This is a genomic window from Clostridium zeae (assembly GCF_017312485.1).
GTDB classification, from domain to species: domain Bacteria; phylum Bacillota; class Clostridia; order Clostridiales; family Clostridiaceae; genus Clostridium_AR; species Clostridium_AR zeae.
The window spans coordinates 162504-178716 of sequence record NZ_BMBA01000005.1 but is presented as its reverse complement, the minus strand read 5'-3'; the positions used below and the strand labels follow the sequence as shown (position 1 = coordinate 178716).

Annotated in this window: 15 protein-coding genes; 10 read left to right on the top strand and 5 right to left on the bottom strand. The window is 29.3% G+C overall.

The features are described 5' to 3' along the window. Window positions 1-57: 57 nt before the first annotated feature. Window positions 58-1488 carry a PTS system trehalose-specific EIIBC component gene (gene treP / locus J3477_RS20020; RefSeq protein ID WP_206871750.1) on the bottom strand — a complete coding sequence of 477 codons (1431 nt, stop codon included), beginning with the start codon at window positions 1486-1488 and terminating at the stop codon, window positions 58-60. Between the two features lie 391 nt (window positions 1489-1879). On the opposite strand from treP, the gene J3477_RS20015 reads away from it, so the two are divergent. Next, complete coding sequence (locus tag J3477_RS20015; RefSeq protein WP_206871748.1) at window positions 1880-2512, top strand: hypothetical protein; 633 nt, start codon at window positions 1880-1882, stop codon at window positions 2510-2512. Between the two features lie 284 nt (window positions 2513-2796). Here J3477_RS20015 and uppS read toward each other — a convergent pair whose 3' ends face one another. Next, window positions 2797-3438: a polyprenyl diphosphate synthase gene (uppS, locus tag J3477_RS20010; protein ID WP_206871746.1), complete on the bottom strand. Its 642-nt coding sequence runs from the start codon at window positions 3436-3438 to the stop codon at window positions 2797-2799. 102 nt (window positions 3439-3540) lie between these two features. After that, on the bottom strand, window positions 3541-4428 hold the full coding sequence (locus J3477_RS20005) for a DMT family transporter (protein ID WP_228731325.1): 888 nt from the start codon (window positions 4426-4428) through the stop codon (window positions 3541-3543). A gap of 222 nt (window positions 4429-4650) precedes the next feature. On the opposite strand from J3477_RS20005, the gene J3477_RS20000 reads away from it, so the two are divergent. Together J3477_RS20000 and J3477_RS19995 are read left to right on the top strand one after the other, a co-directional pair. Continuing rightward, entirely contained in the window at window positions 4651-5556 is a 906-nt protein-coding gene (locus tag J3477_RS20000; protein ID WP_206871745.1) for a Gfo/Idh/MocA family protein, read from the top strand. 192 nt (window positions 5557-5748) lie between these two features. After that, on the top strand, window positions 5749-6522 hold the full coding sequence (locus J3477_RS19995; RefSeq protein WP_206871743.1) for a MurR/RpiR family transcriptional regulator: 774 nt from the start codon (window positions 5749-5751) through the stop codon (window positions 6520-6522). Between the two features lie 134 nt (window positions 6523-6656). On the opposite strand, the gene J3477_RS19990 is transcribed toward J3477_RS19995, so the two are convergent. After that, entirely contained in the window at window positions 6657-8093 is a 1437-nt protein-coding gene (locus J3477_RS19990) for a sensor histidine kinase (RefSeq protein ID WP_206871741.1), read from the bottom strand. 10 nt (window positions 8094-8103) lie between these two features. Next, window positions 8104-8796: a response regulator transcription factor gene (locus tag J3477_RS19985; protein WP_206871739.1), complete on the bottom strand. Its 693-nt coding sequence runs from the start codon at window positions 8794-8796 to the stop codon at window positions 8104-8106. Between the two features lie 205 nt (window positions 8797-9001). On the opposite strand from J3477_RS19985, the gene J3477_RS19980 reads away from it, so the two are divergent. From J3477_RS19980 to J3477_RS19950, 7 genes are all read left to right on the top strand, one after another. After that, a complete protein-coding gene (locus J3477_RS19980; protein WP_206871737.1) occupies window positions 9002-9307 on the top strand; it encodes a hypothetical protein in 306 nt (101 codons plus the stop codon). Window positions 9308-9321: 14 nt separating this feature from the next. Continuing rightward, complete coding sequence (locus tag J3477_RS19975) at window positions 9322-9900, top strand: hypothetical protein (protein ID WP_206871735.1); 579 nt, start codon at window positions 9322-9324, stop codon at window positions 9898-9900. 254 nt (window positions 9901-10154) lie between these two features. After that, window positions 10155-11114, top strand: coding sequence for a CobW family GTP-binding protein (locus J3477_RS19970; protein ID WP_206871733.1), 960 nt, complete (start codon window positions 10155-10157; stop codon window positions 11112-11114). A 318-nt stretch (window positions 11115-11432) separates the two neighbouring features. Further along, window positions 11433-12074: a GTP-binding protein gene (locus tag J3477_RS19965; RefSeq protein WP_206871731.1), complete on the top strand. Its 642-nt coding sequence runs from the start codon at window positions 11433-11435 to the stop codon at window positions 12072-12074. Between the two features lie 133 nt (window positions 12075-12207). Continuing rightward, entirely contained in the window at window positions 12208-13248 is a 1041-nt protein-coding gene (locus J3477_RS19960; RefSeq protein ID WP_206871729.1) for a permease, read from the top strand. A 1-nt stretch (window position 13249) separates the two neighbouring features. Then, window positions 13250-13993: a TIGR03943 family putative permease subunit gene (locus tag J3477_RS19955; RefSeq protein ID WP_206871727.1), complete on the top strand. Its 744-nt coding sequence runs from the start codon at window positions 13250-13252 to the stop codon at window positions 13991-13993. Window positions 13994-14416: 423 nt separating this feature from the next. Beyond that, entirely contained in the window at window positions 14417-16129 is a 1713-nt protein-coding gene (locus tag J3477_RS19950) for a methyl-accepting chemotaxis protein (protein WP_206871725.1), read from the top strand. Window positions 16130-16213 lie beyond the last annotated feature (84 nt).

Below are 16213 nucleotides of genomic sequence, written 5' to 3'. Positions count from 1 at the left end.
TGTTAAAGAGGAAGGAGTCTCCTCCTACCTCTATCTTCACTTTAATTTCAAATTCTATTATCCGTTTAAACTAGCTTTATCTTTTATTGCTTTTCTCTTTGAAAGAGCTATTGTCAATACAAAAGGTACTGCAATTGCTACAACCATACATAAAGCGAATGTAAGCATGAATTGTGGTTTTATTGATAGAATTCCAGGAAGCCCACCTACTCCAATAGAGTTTGCCATGACTCCTGATCCAACAGATATAACTGCTGCAATTGCAGATCCAGTCATAGCTGCTAAAAATGGATATATATACTTTAGATTAATACCAAACATTGCTGGCTCAGTTACCCCTAAGTAACATGATATACATGCTGGTATAGATACTTGCTTTTCTTCTTCATCATGTCTATTTATGAAAATCATAGCTAATACTGCTGATCCTTGTGCTATATTCGATAAAGCTATCATTGGCCATAAGTTTGTACCACCTAATTGGCCCATAAGCTGTAAATCTATAGCATTTGTCATATGATGTAAACCTGTGATTACTAAAGGAGCATAAGCAAAACCAAATACTGCAGCAAATAGCCATCCAAAAGAAGAAGTTAAAGCGTTATACACTACGTATGATATGCCTGAACCAATCTTCCAGCCAATTGGACCTAGAACTGTATGTGCTATTAATACAGTTGGTACAAGTGATAAAAACGGAACAACTATCATTGATATATATTCAGGAATGACTTTACGAATATTTTTCTCTAATATTGCAAGTAAAAATCCTGCAAGTATTGCTGGAATTACTTGTGCTTGGTAACCAATCATTTGAACCTGTGCAAAACCAAAGTTCCAAACTGGAATTTCTTTTGCTCCTGCAACTGCATAAGCGTTTAATAATTGTGGAGACACTAAAGTAATACCTAATATGATACCCAATATTTGTGTTGTACCCATTTTCTTTGATATAGACCATGTTATTCCTACAGGCAAGAAGTGGAATATCGCTTCACCTATAAGCCATAAAAATGAGTGTACGCCTGACCAAAATTGTGATACTTCTACTATGGTCTTAGTTCCTCCATCAAGCAGCTTTATATCTCCTATTACATTACGGAAGCCTAATATCAAACCACCTACTACTAATGCTGGTATAAGTGGTGTAAATATTTCAGCAAGGTTTGCTAGTAGTCTTTGCATAAAGTTCATATTTCCCTTAGCTGCCACTTTTGCTTGCTCTTTACTTACTCCATCTATGCCCGCTACTTCAACAAAATCATTGTAAAATATAGATACTTCATTACCTATAATAACTTGAAATTGACCTGCTTGAGTAAAAGTTCCCTTTACACTCTTTAAGCTTTCAATCTTCTTCACATCTGCCTCTTTAGGTTCAGCTAGTACAAATCTCATACGAGTAGCACAATGTGTTACAGCTGATATATTTTCTTTTCCACCTACATATTCTAATAAAAGCTTTGCATCATTAGAAAACTTAGCCATAATATAATCCCCCCGACATCTTAATATAAATAAGTTTATGTTTAAAATTTAATTTAGTAAATGATTACATAGACTTTAAATAAAAAATCCATTCAATAAGTCCTTTTCAAAACAAGAAAAACATTTTCATTGGTTACAACCTATACGTACAAGTTTGTCTATGTTTTAATTATATGCTGTACGTACAGGTTCGTCAATATATATTTTTTATTTTTCCAAATTTATTTTTTCTAACCAAACCGCATTTTTATACCGTCAAATTAGTCTTTAGTAACAATTTGTTCAAACTCATCACATCAAATTGACACAATAATAAAATATAATTTTTTTAGACAAGCAGTCTATATAAAAATATTCAAATTAAAATAACGGAAATTTAAGGAGTGAAAACATGATAAAAAACGTATTATCTAAAAAACTTGTGATGCTTATTTCAGCTATAAGTATCACAGGATTGTTGCTTACAGGATGTAGTAGCTCTAATAAAAATACACAGGCTAATGCAGCTACTCAAAATCAACAAGGACAACAAGGGCAACAAAACGGAAGGAACTTTGGAGCAAATTCAGAAGAACGAAAGAAACAAATGGAGGATAGTGTAAACTCACTTGTATCTGATGGAACTATCACTAAAGATCAAGGAACTAAGGTTCTGGAGGCATTAACTACATCTACTCAAAGACCTAACGGACAGAAGAATAATAACAATGGTAATAGTCAAGGTAATGCTAATAACAATACACAAAATAATAATCAACAAAATCAAAACAACCAAAATGGTCAACAAGCATCAAATAATCAAAACGGGCAAAACAAAGGAAATAGGGGAAACTTTAATCCACTTACTAAACTAGTTTCAGATGGTACAATAACACAAGCACAAGCTGATAAGATTATGGAAAAAGTAAGAGCAAATATGCCTCAAAGACAAAATAATAATAGCAACAACGGAGCAACAAACAACAATAATAGTTCTAATAATAACACAAACAATGGCACAAGCAATAACAGCTCAGGATCATAACATAATTGTTCGTATTCATTAAAGAGATTCACAGTTGAATAAGCTTTTTACGTAGCTAATAAACCTATTGGAATATCTAAGATATGACAGCTTAAAATTTTATATTCTTCTAGGTAGTAAAATAGTGCAGATAATCTCACCTATGTTTGAGATTATCCACACTATTTTTTATTTCTATCCACAAATTTATCTCTATTCAACTTTATTATGTGTATAAACTTAAGTATATTTATATCCTTAAATTTACTAATTCTAAATCAAATTATTATACTAATGATTCCATTTTATCCACCAAGAGTTATGTCTTGATCACTATACCAGCTAAGTGCATTGTAGAAATGCTCTGGCTTAAAATCTGGCCAATATTCATCAATAACATAAAAGTCTGAGTAAATAGACTGTACAGGAAGGAATCCGCTTAGCCTTCTCCTGCCACCCCATCTTATTATGAGATCTACTCTTGATACATCATAAGATTGTATTTGATTATTGATATTATTACTTCTAGATTTAGCACCTTTAAGATGGTCTAAATCCCATTTCCAACTATAATTCACTAAGAAGTTAACTTTCATCCCTCCATTGCCAAATGTTTTTCTTACTGTATAAGGCAATAGTTCCTGCGGAAACATATCCGACTTTGTATTTCCTACTACAAGTAATTCTGCATCTTGATTCGAAAGAATCTGTACAGCATTAATACAAGCCTCTGTAAATGCTTTTCTTTGTTCAGCAGGCCTTTTAGTATTATCAACCGTAAAACCATAATAAGTTACTTCTTTTATCCCAGCATTTTTACACAAAGTAAAAAGTTCTAATCCAGGGTCTATTCCTGAAATATATCCATTTTCCTTAGATAGCCCTTTATCTACAGCCCATCTTCTATTCCCATCTGGAATTATCCCTACGTGATTTGGTATTCTCATAAACCCACCTCAATAATATATAAGTCTAAATATGAATCATATACATATTATTGCCAAGATACCAAAAACTAACCATAGATATTTGCTATACAAAAACTTAATTTATTCTTGAAAACTCTGGACTGATAGTTTACCTATACTTTCTACTAAAAATGTAGATGAGAGTACTATAATACCTCCAATTACCTGAACAACAGTAATAGATTCACTTAGTAATAAAGTTGAAAAAACTACTGCTGATATAGGGTCAATGTAACTAAGTATAGCTATAGAATGACTTTCTAATCCTTTCATAGCCGTAAAGTATAATAGATAAGCAATACCTGTATGTATAATTCCAACAATTAATACAAACAAAATGCCCTTAATACCCAATGATGAAACTTTCTCTATTTCTCCTCTATAGATTATAAAAGGTAAAAGTGTTATTGCTGAAACTATAAGTTGAATTAATGTAGTTTCAAATCCTGACAAACCTTTTATAAATTTATTTGTCAATACTACTGTTGCATATAAAGCAGCTCCACTAAGCCCATACATTATACCTTTAATATTTTGTGAAAATCCACCTGCACTTTCGCCTGAATTCAATATCATGACTATTCCAATCAATGCTGCTATTAGACATGCTAATTTACTTCCTGTAAGTTTTTCTTTAAGTATAAAAGGCGCTGCAATTATAACAAACATCGGTGCAAAATAATAACTTATAGTAGCTATAGAAACTGTTGTATACTTATATGCCTGAAATAACAATATCCAATTAAAACCTATTGCTATACCTGAAAGTATTAATGGTATTGCATTTTCTCTTATTTTTGATATAGAAACCTTTTGCTTTCCTATTATGCTAAATGAAAATAAAAATAGACTGCCTATTGTAGCCCTTAAAAAAGCAATCTCTAGAGATGGTAAATTTATATTTTTTACAAAAATACCTATGCTTCCAAAAATAATCATCGCTATTAATATTTTTATCTTATCATTCACTTCTTTAGCCCCCAATTCTAAATAATTTCTTCTTATGTTGTCTATAAACTTTTAAAAATCCCTTAGGTACAAGATTTTTAAGCCTTTATCATGTTAAATTTTCTTAACTAGCCCCAGTGTACATGCTTATATAATACTTTACATTATATATAACTGTTTGTCATTGTAGTTTAGGTGATTTATAATTATTAAAGTAAAGATTTTTTACTAGGAGGTATTGATATGAGAATTGGAGTTATAGGCTTAGGTGGAATTGCCCAAAAAGCATATTTACCTGTTATAACAGCAAGAGAGGATATAGAACTTGTATTTTGTACAAGGAATATCGAAAATTTAAAAGAGCAAGCTAAAAAATATAGAGTTAATGAATATACTACTTCCATAGATGATTTAATAAATTCGAAGATTCAAGCTGCCTTTGTTCATACAGCAACTGAATCTCACTTTGAAATCTGTAAGAAATTACTTATGTCAGGAATACATGTTTACGTAGATAAGCCGATTTCTTACTCTTATGAAGAGTCAAAACAACTAGTAGACATAGCAAATAAGTATAACAGAACCTTGATGATAGGGTTCAATAGAAGATTTGCTCCTATGTATTCTTCAATTAAAAGCGAAGAAACTGCTAATGTAGTTTTAGTGCAAAAAAACAGAGTAGCTAGCCCTCAAGACATAAGAACTTTTATACTTGATGATTATATACATGTGCTTGATACAGCAAGATTTTTAATGGGTGGAAGTATCTCCGACCTCCAGGTAAATGGATTAATAAAAAATGATAAATTATATAATGTAGTTACAAAGCTATCAAATCAAAATACTACTTCAATTGCCATAATGAACAGGGATAGCGGGATGTCAGAAGAACTTGTTGAATATATGTGTCCTGGAAAAAAAATTGTTGTAAAAGATATGTCTATCAGCTCGAACTTATCTAATAACGAAGAAAGCTTAAGAAAATTAGGAGACTGGGATACAACCTTATATAGAAAAGGTTTTTATCAAATAATAAATCATTTTATAGATTGTATAAGAGATGGTAAAGAAACTACTATATCCTTAGATGATGCACTGCTTACACATAAAATATGCGAAAATATTATAGAAAAGCTTATGCAACTATAGTTACTTCTTATTAAGAAGACAAATTTAATTTCCGATAGTACATATTTTTGAAATAATTTAATGTAATGTTAAAAATATATTTTATAATTTAACAATACACATGATCCATCAATATTATAATAAATTTAAATTATATATACTGTAATATGACTTAATACAAAGGCTAAAAATTAATACAATGGTGGTGAAAAAATGAGTGATGTTGTTCATAAGCTATTATTAATAATTAATACCAGTAATGAAAAAGATATTGACTACAATATTTCTTGGTTAATGCTTCAAAATATAAATAAAATATCAAGCATGAGTATAAATCAGCTGGCTGATTTATGTTATGTATCCATATCTACCATAAGTAGATTTTGTAGGAAACTAGGTTGCAACAGCTTTTATGAATTTAAAAACATGTTAGTATATGATGACAATGAATATTTTGATCCAAGAAATAAAAGCATAAATATGAACATCAATGAGGATGCCTCTGATCTGTTTTTTATGGCTAAGAAAAATATAGATATGGCTACTGAGACGTTGAAGACTGAGGAAATTGACCAACTAGTTCAGTATATACACGATTATCCAACTGTATCACTTGTAGGTTTAAATACAGGGCAAAGCATTACTCTTGATTTTCAGAGTGAATTAATGGTACTAGGTAAGTTTGCAACAGTTTTTGTAGATATTGATAAACAGCTAGATAATATAAAATCCTTAGATGAAAATTCATTACTAGTTATATTTTCAATATCAGGTGGCTGTAGCTATAATTCTAGACTTAGCGAGGCATTAAAGCAAAGTAAAGCAAAAAAAGTATTAATCACTCAAAATCCAGCGACCCCTCTGCTTGAGTACGTAACAAAGGTAATTCTTTATGGAAATGAATACTTCCCTTTTGTAGGGAGATATGCTTTTTTATACGTTAAAGATCTTATTTTAATGAGATATAGATTCTTATATGAAGTATAAGAATCTAACCCTTAATACGTTAATCTAGCAATTTAATTATTAGAAACTAATAAAGATAGATTATTTAGTTATAATTTTTCAATAAAAAAGGCTACCTATAATACATAATTAAGTTTCATATTCTATGAATTTAATTATGTATTTCTTTTTTGCAGTGGCAATATTATATTAAAGTTTGCTCCTCCGCTTATATTATTATCAGCAGTTATTATACCATTATGTTTCTGTACAATTGTCTTTGTGATCGCTAACCCTAATCCATAATTCCCACCTTTTCCTTTAAAAAACCTATCAAATATATGCTCCTTATCTTCCATATCAAAACCTGAACCATCATCATTTATATCTATAACTACAGCTTCATCTTGCTTTTTTAAAGAGATATCTATTATCTTATTGGAGTATCTAATGCAATTAGCTAATATATTAATGATTGCTCTCATTAACTTCTCTTCATCACAATATAAAAACAGCTCCTCATCGTCATGTCTAAATAATATTTCTCTTTCATTTTTTATAGTAATACCTTTAATCCTATCAATAGAACTACTTATTAATTCTTTCACATCTACCTTCTCTAGACTAAAATCATCCTGCATTGCATCTATCTTTGATAAATACAATAGATCTTCAACTAGAGTAGATAGTCTCTTGCTTTCTTCTATTATTATCTCTATAGCTTTGTCTTTATCCTCTACAACATCTAATCTAATACCTTCTGCATATCCTTGTATCGACATCAAAGGTGTTCTAAGTTCATGAGATGCATTCTGCATGAAAGTTTTCATAGTACTATCATAAGAAGAAAGTTTTGCAGCCATAAAACTCATAGTATTTGATAGCTCTGTAAGCTCCTCATGCTCAAAATTGAACTCTTTTACTGTGTAGTTTCTTTCCGCAATATTCTTTGCATACTTTATCACATCATAAATTGGATTACTAATCCTTTTAGCCAATTTTGTTGATATACTTAATGAGATTATAGCCATTATTATAAGTATAGAAAAAAGTAAAAGATTCACTTTTTTTGTCACTTCATCACTCTTAGTCAAATCCGAATATACAATTAGATAACAGCTATTATTTTGTAGCTTAATAGGATATGATACAACCTGATATTTATTACCACGAATATTCAAGTTAAACACTACACTTCTACCAATATTAGATACTTGATTTTTTTTTATTTTATTAATTAGCTCATTTGAAGTAATTTTCTCTTCTTGATTAATATTTTCATTAGGATATATTATATTTTTCTCTTCATTAATAACTATAAATTTAATATCTAAGATAGAGTTGGTTCTTTTTAGAATTGAGTTTAGTTTTGAATTACCTCTATCATTTACTTGTAAATTCTGCAATTGATCTAAACCTAAATTAGTTGAATTTTGATTTATTGATTTTTGTAATATCTCTCCTGTTGTAAGAATTTGATTTCTTGTTTCTCTTCTCACATAAATTCTTAAAGCTAAATCAAATATAATAGCTGTTAGTATCATAAATATTAATATTGTTATTATATGAGAAGTGAAGATACTTTTATTTATAGACTTCTTTGATTTACCCACATAAACACCTCTATTCAGCTATTTTTAATATAAATCCATATCCCCAAAGGGTTTCTATTCTTAAATTTGAATTTGCATTAGCTAATTTTTTACGTATTCTTTTTATCATATCATCTGTGGCTCTTGTATCCACTTCACTGTCAAACCCCCAAACCTTGTTTAATAATTCCTCTCTGCTTATTCCTTTATTAGCATTTTTACAAAGATATCCTATCAAGTTAAACTCCATTGGTGTTAGTTTTATTTCATTGCCATTACACTCAACATATCTTCTATCTAAGTAAATATTTATATCACCTACACGAATTATATCAGTACTAAAATTACTTTTATCAAATTCCATTCTTCTGAATATACTTTTTACTCTAAGCACAAGTTCCACTGGACTAAATGGTTTCGTCATATAATCATCACTACCGATCATAAGTCCTGCAATTTTATCTGATTCACTATCTTTTGCCGAAATTATTATAATTGGGATATTACTATTCGATCTTATCTTTGAGCAAACTTCAAGACCATCCATACCAGGCATCATTATATCTAATATGACCATATCCGGAGTCTTTTTCATGAATTGCTCAAGCAAGGAACTTCCGTCAGAAAAAGTTTCTACAGCATACCCATCTTTTTTTAAAAACATCTTTATCAAATCTTGTATTTTGACCTCATCATCAGCAATATATATTAGCTTCTCTGCCATTCTTGAATCACCTCTTCATTTATATACTCAAGTTATAAATCTTTATATAAATTTTTATTTTGATTATATCATAGTGCATTTGATTCTTTATCCACTAAGTAATCTTGCCACAGTTTTGCCACAAAGTTTCAGAGACTTATCCTAATATCAAATGTTATACTCTAATCATACAGTTAAAACTTAAAGTTACATAGGAGGTTTCAAATTGAAAAAATTTCATTTCATTCTAATTATTATGTTATCAGCATCACTTTTTATAGGATGTGCCCGTAATAAGCCAATAAACTCTGCTAATGGTACAAATAAATCAGATATAACTAAAGATAAAGAATCAAATACAACTAAGTCCAATTCTTCTAGCTCAACTGATTCTAAGACGAAGGCAGATAGTAGTAGTGATATAGCACAAAAGATAGATAGCTCTATGAATAAGCTTGATAGTGTAATGAACGAGTTAGATGACAAAAATGATATAAATGAAACCGAAAATTTAGTAAACACCATGAATTAAGGGGGATTATAAAAATGAAAAATTTAAAATTAAAAATAGTATCTTCATTAATAGCATTATCAATATTAGTACCTTCAACCCTAGTAAGGGCAGATGAGTTAAATGCTTCTACTGGTAAATTAAAAAATCTTGTAGAAAAGAAAGCTCAAGTAATATCAAACATTGAAAAAAGAAAAGAGTATAAGACTTTAATCTCCTCAAAGAAAGATATCATCAAACAAAATCACGAAACTAATCAAGCTTTAAGAAAAGAGATACTTTCAAAAAAGGAACAGGTAAAAACTTTATTAAAGGGTATAAAAGGTAATAAAGGCCAGATTACTAGTGAAAATTTAAGCAAAATAGAATCTCAACTAGATTCTATAAAAACTCAACTTTCTTCACTTTCATCTACATCAGGAACTATAAAAACTTCATTTAAGACTATAAAAGATGACTTCAAAAGTAAGAACTATGATCCTATCGAAGGTGAACTTAATAATATTATATCAATTCAAAATAAGAGAACCGATTTACTAAAACAACTAAATGATGCAATGTCTTCACTTATCACTACAGTTCAAAATTCTACATCAAGCAACACTTCATCATAAAAGAAAAGTCTGCTATCAATATCCAGTGTTGATAGCAGACTTTTTCTACCTAATAAATCAATAGTTACTTTTTAACTGTATGAAACATTATCATCATATTTTTTTCATATAATTATCAATAAAGTCTATAAATATTGATAATCATAATTTGTTAAATTTTTGTATATAGTATACAATGCAAATCATTTGCATTGATTTAATTTTTTCATAGGTTTAGAATGTAAAAGTAGAATATTTAGAAAGAAGGGATTTCTTTGAAGGTAAAAGTAGATTTATTTTCTGGTTTTTTAGGTGCAGGAAAGACTATGCTTATAAAAAAGCTTATAAGTGAACAACTAAAGAATGATAAGATTGCAATAATAGAAAATGAATTTGGAGAAATAGGCATTGATAGCAGTTTTTTAAAAACTACTAAAATAGATGTTAAGGAAATAAATGCAGGTTGCATATGTTGTAGTGTTTACGGGGATTTTACCGAAGGAATTAATGAAGTAATTAGTAAATATAATCCTGAAAGGATTATAATTGAACCTTCTGGAGTAGCAAAGCTCTCAGAAATATTATCTGTATTTAAAGAACCTAATCTAAAGGATAAGGTTTCTATAAATATGATAATGACAGTAATAGATATAACAAAATATGATATGTACGTATTAAATTTTGATGATTTTTATAAAAATCAAATAATAAATGCTAAAACTATAATATTGAGTAGAACTCAAAATGTGACTAAAGATATGATAGTACAAACTATATCAAAGATTAGAGAATTAAATAAAAGCGCAAATATAATAACAACTCCATGGGATAATTTAAAAGCTGAAGATATAATAAATATTGCTGAAGGTGATGCTCAAAAGCAGCTTATTGAGAAGGTAAATCTGCTAAAAAATAGTTCTGCCAAAGTTTCGCTTAAAGGTTCAACAACAAAATCTACTGGAGATACCTTTAAGACTATAGGCATAGAAACACCTAAAGTATTCACAAAAAACACTTTAGAATCCATACTAACCCGATTAAATGATAAAAAAGTATATGGAACAATTCTAAGAGCAAAAGGAATAATAGAATCCTCCAGCAGCAAATGGTTAGAATTTGACTATGTACCAGGAGAATTTGAGATAAGACCTTCCCTACCAGATTACTCAGGCAGAGTCTGTGTTATCGGAAACCAACTTAATTCAAGCGAGATAAAGAAACTGTTTGAAGATTAACCTTTATTATATGATTTATAGTTAGGTATATATTTTAGGGTTCCCCTACAAAATCAGGTTTGTATTTTTGCAAAGTTTGAATATCCATCAACCTTTGCACAAGTATAAACTAATAATTGTAGTTGGAGCCCTATAATTAATACTTAATTTTTTTAAGATAAATAAAGCTTGGTTTCAAAAAGATAATTCCATTATGAAGTGATATATCTAAAGATGTGCCACAATTAGAAATTAATTATTATGTAACTTATTATTATATTGGTGTACTATAATAATGTATTATTAACTTATACAAAAATTTAAAGGCGTGATTACACTATGCAAACTAAAATAGATATTGAAATAGTTACTGGCTTTATAGGCTCTGGTAAAACATATTTTATAAATACACTTATAAAGAATACTTTTCTTTTCATGGAAAAAGTGCTAATCATTCAAAATGAACAAGGTATAAGCCAAATGGAAGATAGCATTATAAACAGTAAGAACATAGTCTTAGAGCAGTATGATCCACAATTAAAGCTGAATTCAAACTATATTAATTCCATGATAGATAAATATAAACCTCATAGGATAATAATAGAATACAATGGTACCAAAGATCTTATCGAATTAGTTGATATCATTTCCCAGGAATTAACTAATACTTGTAAGATTAGTTCAGTCTTCTATATATCTGATATTAATACATACAGTATGTTTTTATCTAATATGCCCGGACTTATTCTTCCGTGCATATACCACAGTAATCTAATAATACTAAATAATTGTACTAATATTACTAAGGACAAGCTCAAAGAGATAAAATCTAATATTAATAAACTAAATAGAGATACATTTATCGCTGATATAGATAAAATGGACTCCCTAGAAAAAGAATTACAGTACATGGCCATCTTAGATGGAGGTTTTCTTAAATTTTTAAGAATCTCTCTAAAAACAATTTTATCTAAAATATAATTTACTTCGATGATAATAAATGTATCATTTCGTATTAAAATTTATATTTTCAAATTCTCCTCTCAAAATCCAGAAGAGTTTTGAAAATAGATTTCTGGTCGAATTGGTACATCTATAGAAAGCGGTGTTTACAATGGAATATAGAGAAACTTCTAAGAAAAATTATATAAACCAATTATCAAAATTAGCATTTATTCCATTGATAATATTGATAATATTATTAATGTTAAAATTTAAGATAGCCTTAAATGGACGGACCTTAAAAAACTTTTCTGCGATTTTTATAAGTATAATTCTAGAGGCAATGCCATTTATATTTATAGGTTCTCTTATATCATCTTTCATACAACTTTATGTATCTGAAAAAACTATAGCTAGAATTTTACCTAAAAATAAATTTTTGGCTTTATTATCTGCATCTGTAATCGGAATATTTTTCCCAATATGTGAGTGTGCTATTATTCCTATAGCAAGACGACTTATAAAAAAAGGGGTACCAGTTGGAGTTGCTACAACCTTTATGCTAGCTACCCCTATTATCAATCCAGTAGTACTAATGTCTACATATTATGCTTTTAATCATAGAATATCTATATTATTTATTAGAAGCATTGCAGGAATTGTCGCAGCCATAGCAATAGGCTCTATTATAAGTATACTAGAGAGAAATAACTCAGATTTGCTTAGAGAAGATATTTATGATGATACTGATGATCTTTGTGGATGCGGTGAATCTCATACTGCATCTAAAAACAAATCAAAACTATCTTCATTGCTTGATAATGTTATCTCAGAATTTTTCGATATAAGTAAATTTCTAATTTTCGGAGCAATTTTATCTGCAGTATTCCAAGTTCTAGTATCAAGAGAAAGTATAAATGTATTAGCTAGAAATCCATATATTTCTGTACTCGCTATGATAGGACTAGCTTTTATTCTTTCAATCTGTTCCGAAGCAGATGCATTTATTGGCTCTACATTTGTAGGTCAATTTACTACTGGTTCTATAATAGCTTTCTTGATATTTGGACCTATGCTCGATATAAAGAATACCTTGATGCTAGTTGGAGGCTTTAAAAGAAAGTATGTAATTACATTGATTATATGTATTGTTATTATTTGCTCCATATTAGGTTATTTAGTTAACTTTATAGAAATAATGAAGGTGATTTAACATGAAAAGATTTAATTTTAATGAATTTGTAAAATTTATAACCTTATTCCTACTATCATTATTTCTTTATAACCTTAATTCTACTGGCAACATAAAATTATTTATAACTCCTAAACTAATATTTTATGTAAATATGTTTCAAATAGCATTGGTAGTTTTGACTCTTTATCAGTTTAAAAAATCTTTTACAATAGCTACTTATAAGAAGTCTAGTAAGGTTCATCTTCTATTCTTATTCACTATTATTGTAGGTTATGGTGCAAGCAAAGCAGGTATTGATACCACTATAGTTGATAATAAAGGCGTAAAGGCAATAAATAAGCTAGCCAATGTCTCTGGAGAGCTTACTGCAGAAGAAAGAGCAAAGAAGCTTCCGATTAATATAACTACCGAAAACTATGTAGCTTCATTGTCAGATATGTTTCAACATGTATCTGAATACAAAGGTAGACAGGTTACAATAAGTGGATTTATACACAAAGAGCAGGGCCTAGATACTAACGAATTTGTAATTTCAAGATTATATATGAGTTGCTGCATAGCTGATTCACAAATTGTTGGACCTATAGGAAGAATACGTGATAGAAGTGTTGACCTTAAGGAAGGACAATGGGTTACAGTGATTGGTAAAATTTCCGAAAAGGATCAAGTTCAAGATGGTCAGAAAACTGTAACACCAGTTGTTGTAGCTGATAGTTTTCAAACTATCCAAAAGCCTTCCGATCCTTATGTTTACTTAAAATAAACCATATGTCTATAAAAAATCTCTTTTGGAATTATCCAAAGGAGATTTTTTTATGAGTAAATTTGAATAAATATTATTAGTCTCTGATTTATATTTATTCAATTATTAATGTTTTAAAAACTCACCTTATACGCATATTTACTACTAACAATTCCACTCACTGCCATGTAAATGAATAAAGATATAACATCCCATTATTTACATTTCATATAATCGATAATTATTATTAATTACTATTGTCTTTTATTTAATATCCTAATATACTTATTATAAGTCATAATAAAGCCTTAGTAGATTATAACATTATAGTTAAATCAATGATTTTGTAGGGATAACACCAAAATAGAATGGCTTAATTAGTTAAATTGAAATTAGTAGTAACATTGATAAAATATTAAATAAAAAATGATCGGAGATTAAATTATGAAATTATTCAATAATCTATCTGTTAAAAGTAGACTCATTTCAGGCTTTTCAATAGTTATTGTATTTATGGTAGCTATAACCTTAATTAGTCAAATAAACTTGAATAAAATAAATCAAGCATCTAGTTCAATATATAATGAAGAGTTTCAAACTTTGAAAAATCTAGAAACCGCTAATGCCAATACAATGCATATTAGGCTAAGCATAATTAACTTAGTTGAATCAAAAGACAAATCAAAAGTTGCTTCAACACAAGAGACTGTGGCTTCATATAGACAAGAAAACAATAAAATCTTTGATGAATTTTCAAAAACTGCTTTAACTGCTGATGAAAAGGACGAGTTTTCAACATTAAAGAGTGAATTGTCGGATTATAGAACAGCTTCTGATAATATAATAGCTCTTGTATCACAAGGAAAATATGATGAAGCAGCTATACTTAGTACAAGCTCTGCTGATATTAGAAATAAACTTACAGCTTCTATAGAAAAGTTAGTAAGCGATGTAGATAAAAGTGCAGTGATTAAAGAAACTAATAATAATACTATATATAAAAATTCTTTAGTAACTGTAGTATCTATTTCAGTCGCAGCTATAATAATTGCCATCATACTTTCGACAACTTTAACACTTAAAATCTCCCGCCAAATAAAGAAAATATTAAATTTCGCACACTATTTAGGCGAAGGAGACTTATCTCATACTATGACAATCGATAGTAAAGATGAATTTGGAAATCTTGCAAGTGAATTAAATAAAGCTAACAACAATGTTAAAGAATTAATTTCTAAGGTTATTAGTGATTCAGAGACCTTAAGTGCATCTAGTGAAGAACTGGCTGCTTCAACTGAAGAAATTTCCGCAGTAATGCAATCCATAAGCCAATCTACTGATGAAATCGCTAAAGGAGCTCAAAATCTCAGCATAGTATTTGAGACTGTAAGCTCTTCTTCTGAAGAAGTGACTGCCACTACAAATGAATTAGCAAATAGAGCTGAAGGTTCCCTAAAATCAGTTAGAGAAATCGATAAAAGAGCTATTTCAATTAAAGAAACTGCTTCAAAAAACATTACAGAGAGTGCAAAAATCTATGAAGAAAAAAAATCAGGACTACTCTCAGCTATTGAAGAAGGCAAAGTAGTTGAAAAAGTTAAAATTGCAGCTGATTCCATCGGAGCAATCGCAGAACAAACTAACCTATTAGCGCTTAATGCTGCCATAGAAGCTGCAAGAGCCGGAGAGCAAGGCAAAGGCTTTGCAGTGGTTGCAGATGAGGTGAGAAAATTAGCAGAACAATCTTCACAAGCTGTAGTTAGTATACAAACTATGGTTAATCAAGTACAATCAGCCTTCAGTAAGCTTTCCGAAACAGGATCAGGTATGCTAGATTACATGAACGATGTAGTAAAGCCAACTTATGAATTTCTAATGAGCACTGGTATCCAATATGAAAAAGATGCAGCTTTTGTAAATGATATGTCTGAAGAGATTGCTTCCTCCTCAAAACAAATGAATACTGTTATGGATCAAGTGAGTGAATCAATACAAAACCTTTCAGCTACAGCAGAAGAATCCGCTGCAAGCTCTGAAGAGATACTTAGTAGCATTACTGAAGTTACTGAATCAATTGACGATGTATCAACTGCAGTTCAAAACCAAGCAATATTAGTTCAAAACCTTAATAATATGGTTCAAAAATTTAAAATATAAAAAAGTATATTAATCTAAGAGTGTTGTATGGAATATAAATTCATAACACTCTTTTTTTAATATCTAGTAAATCATAAAATTTAG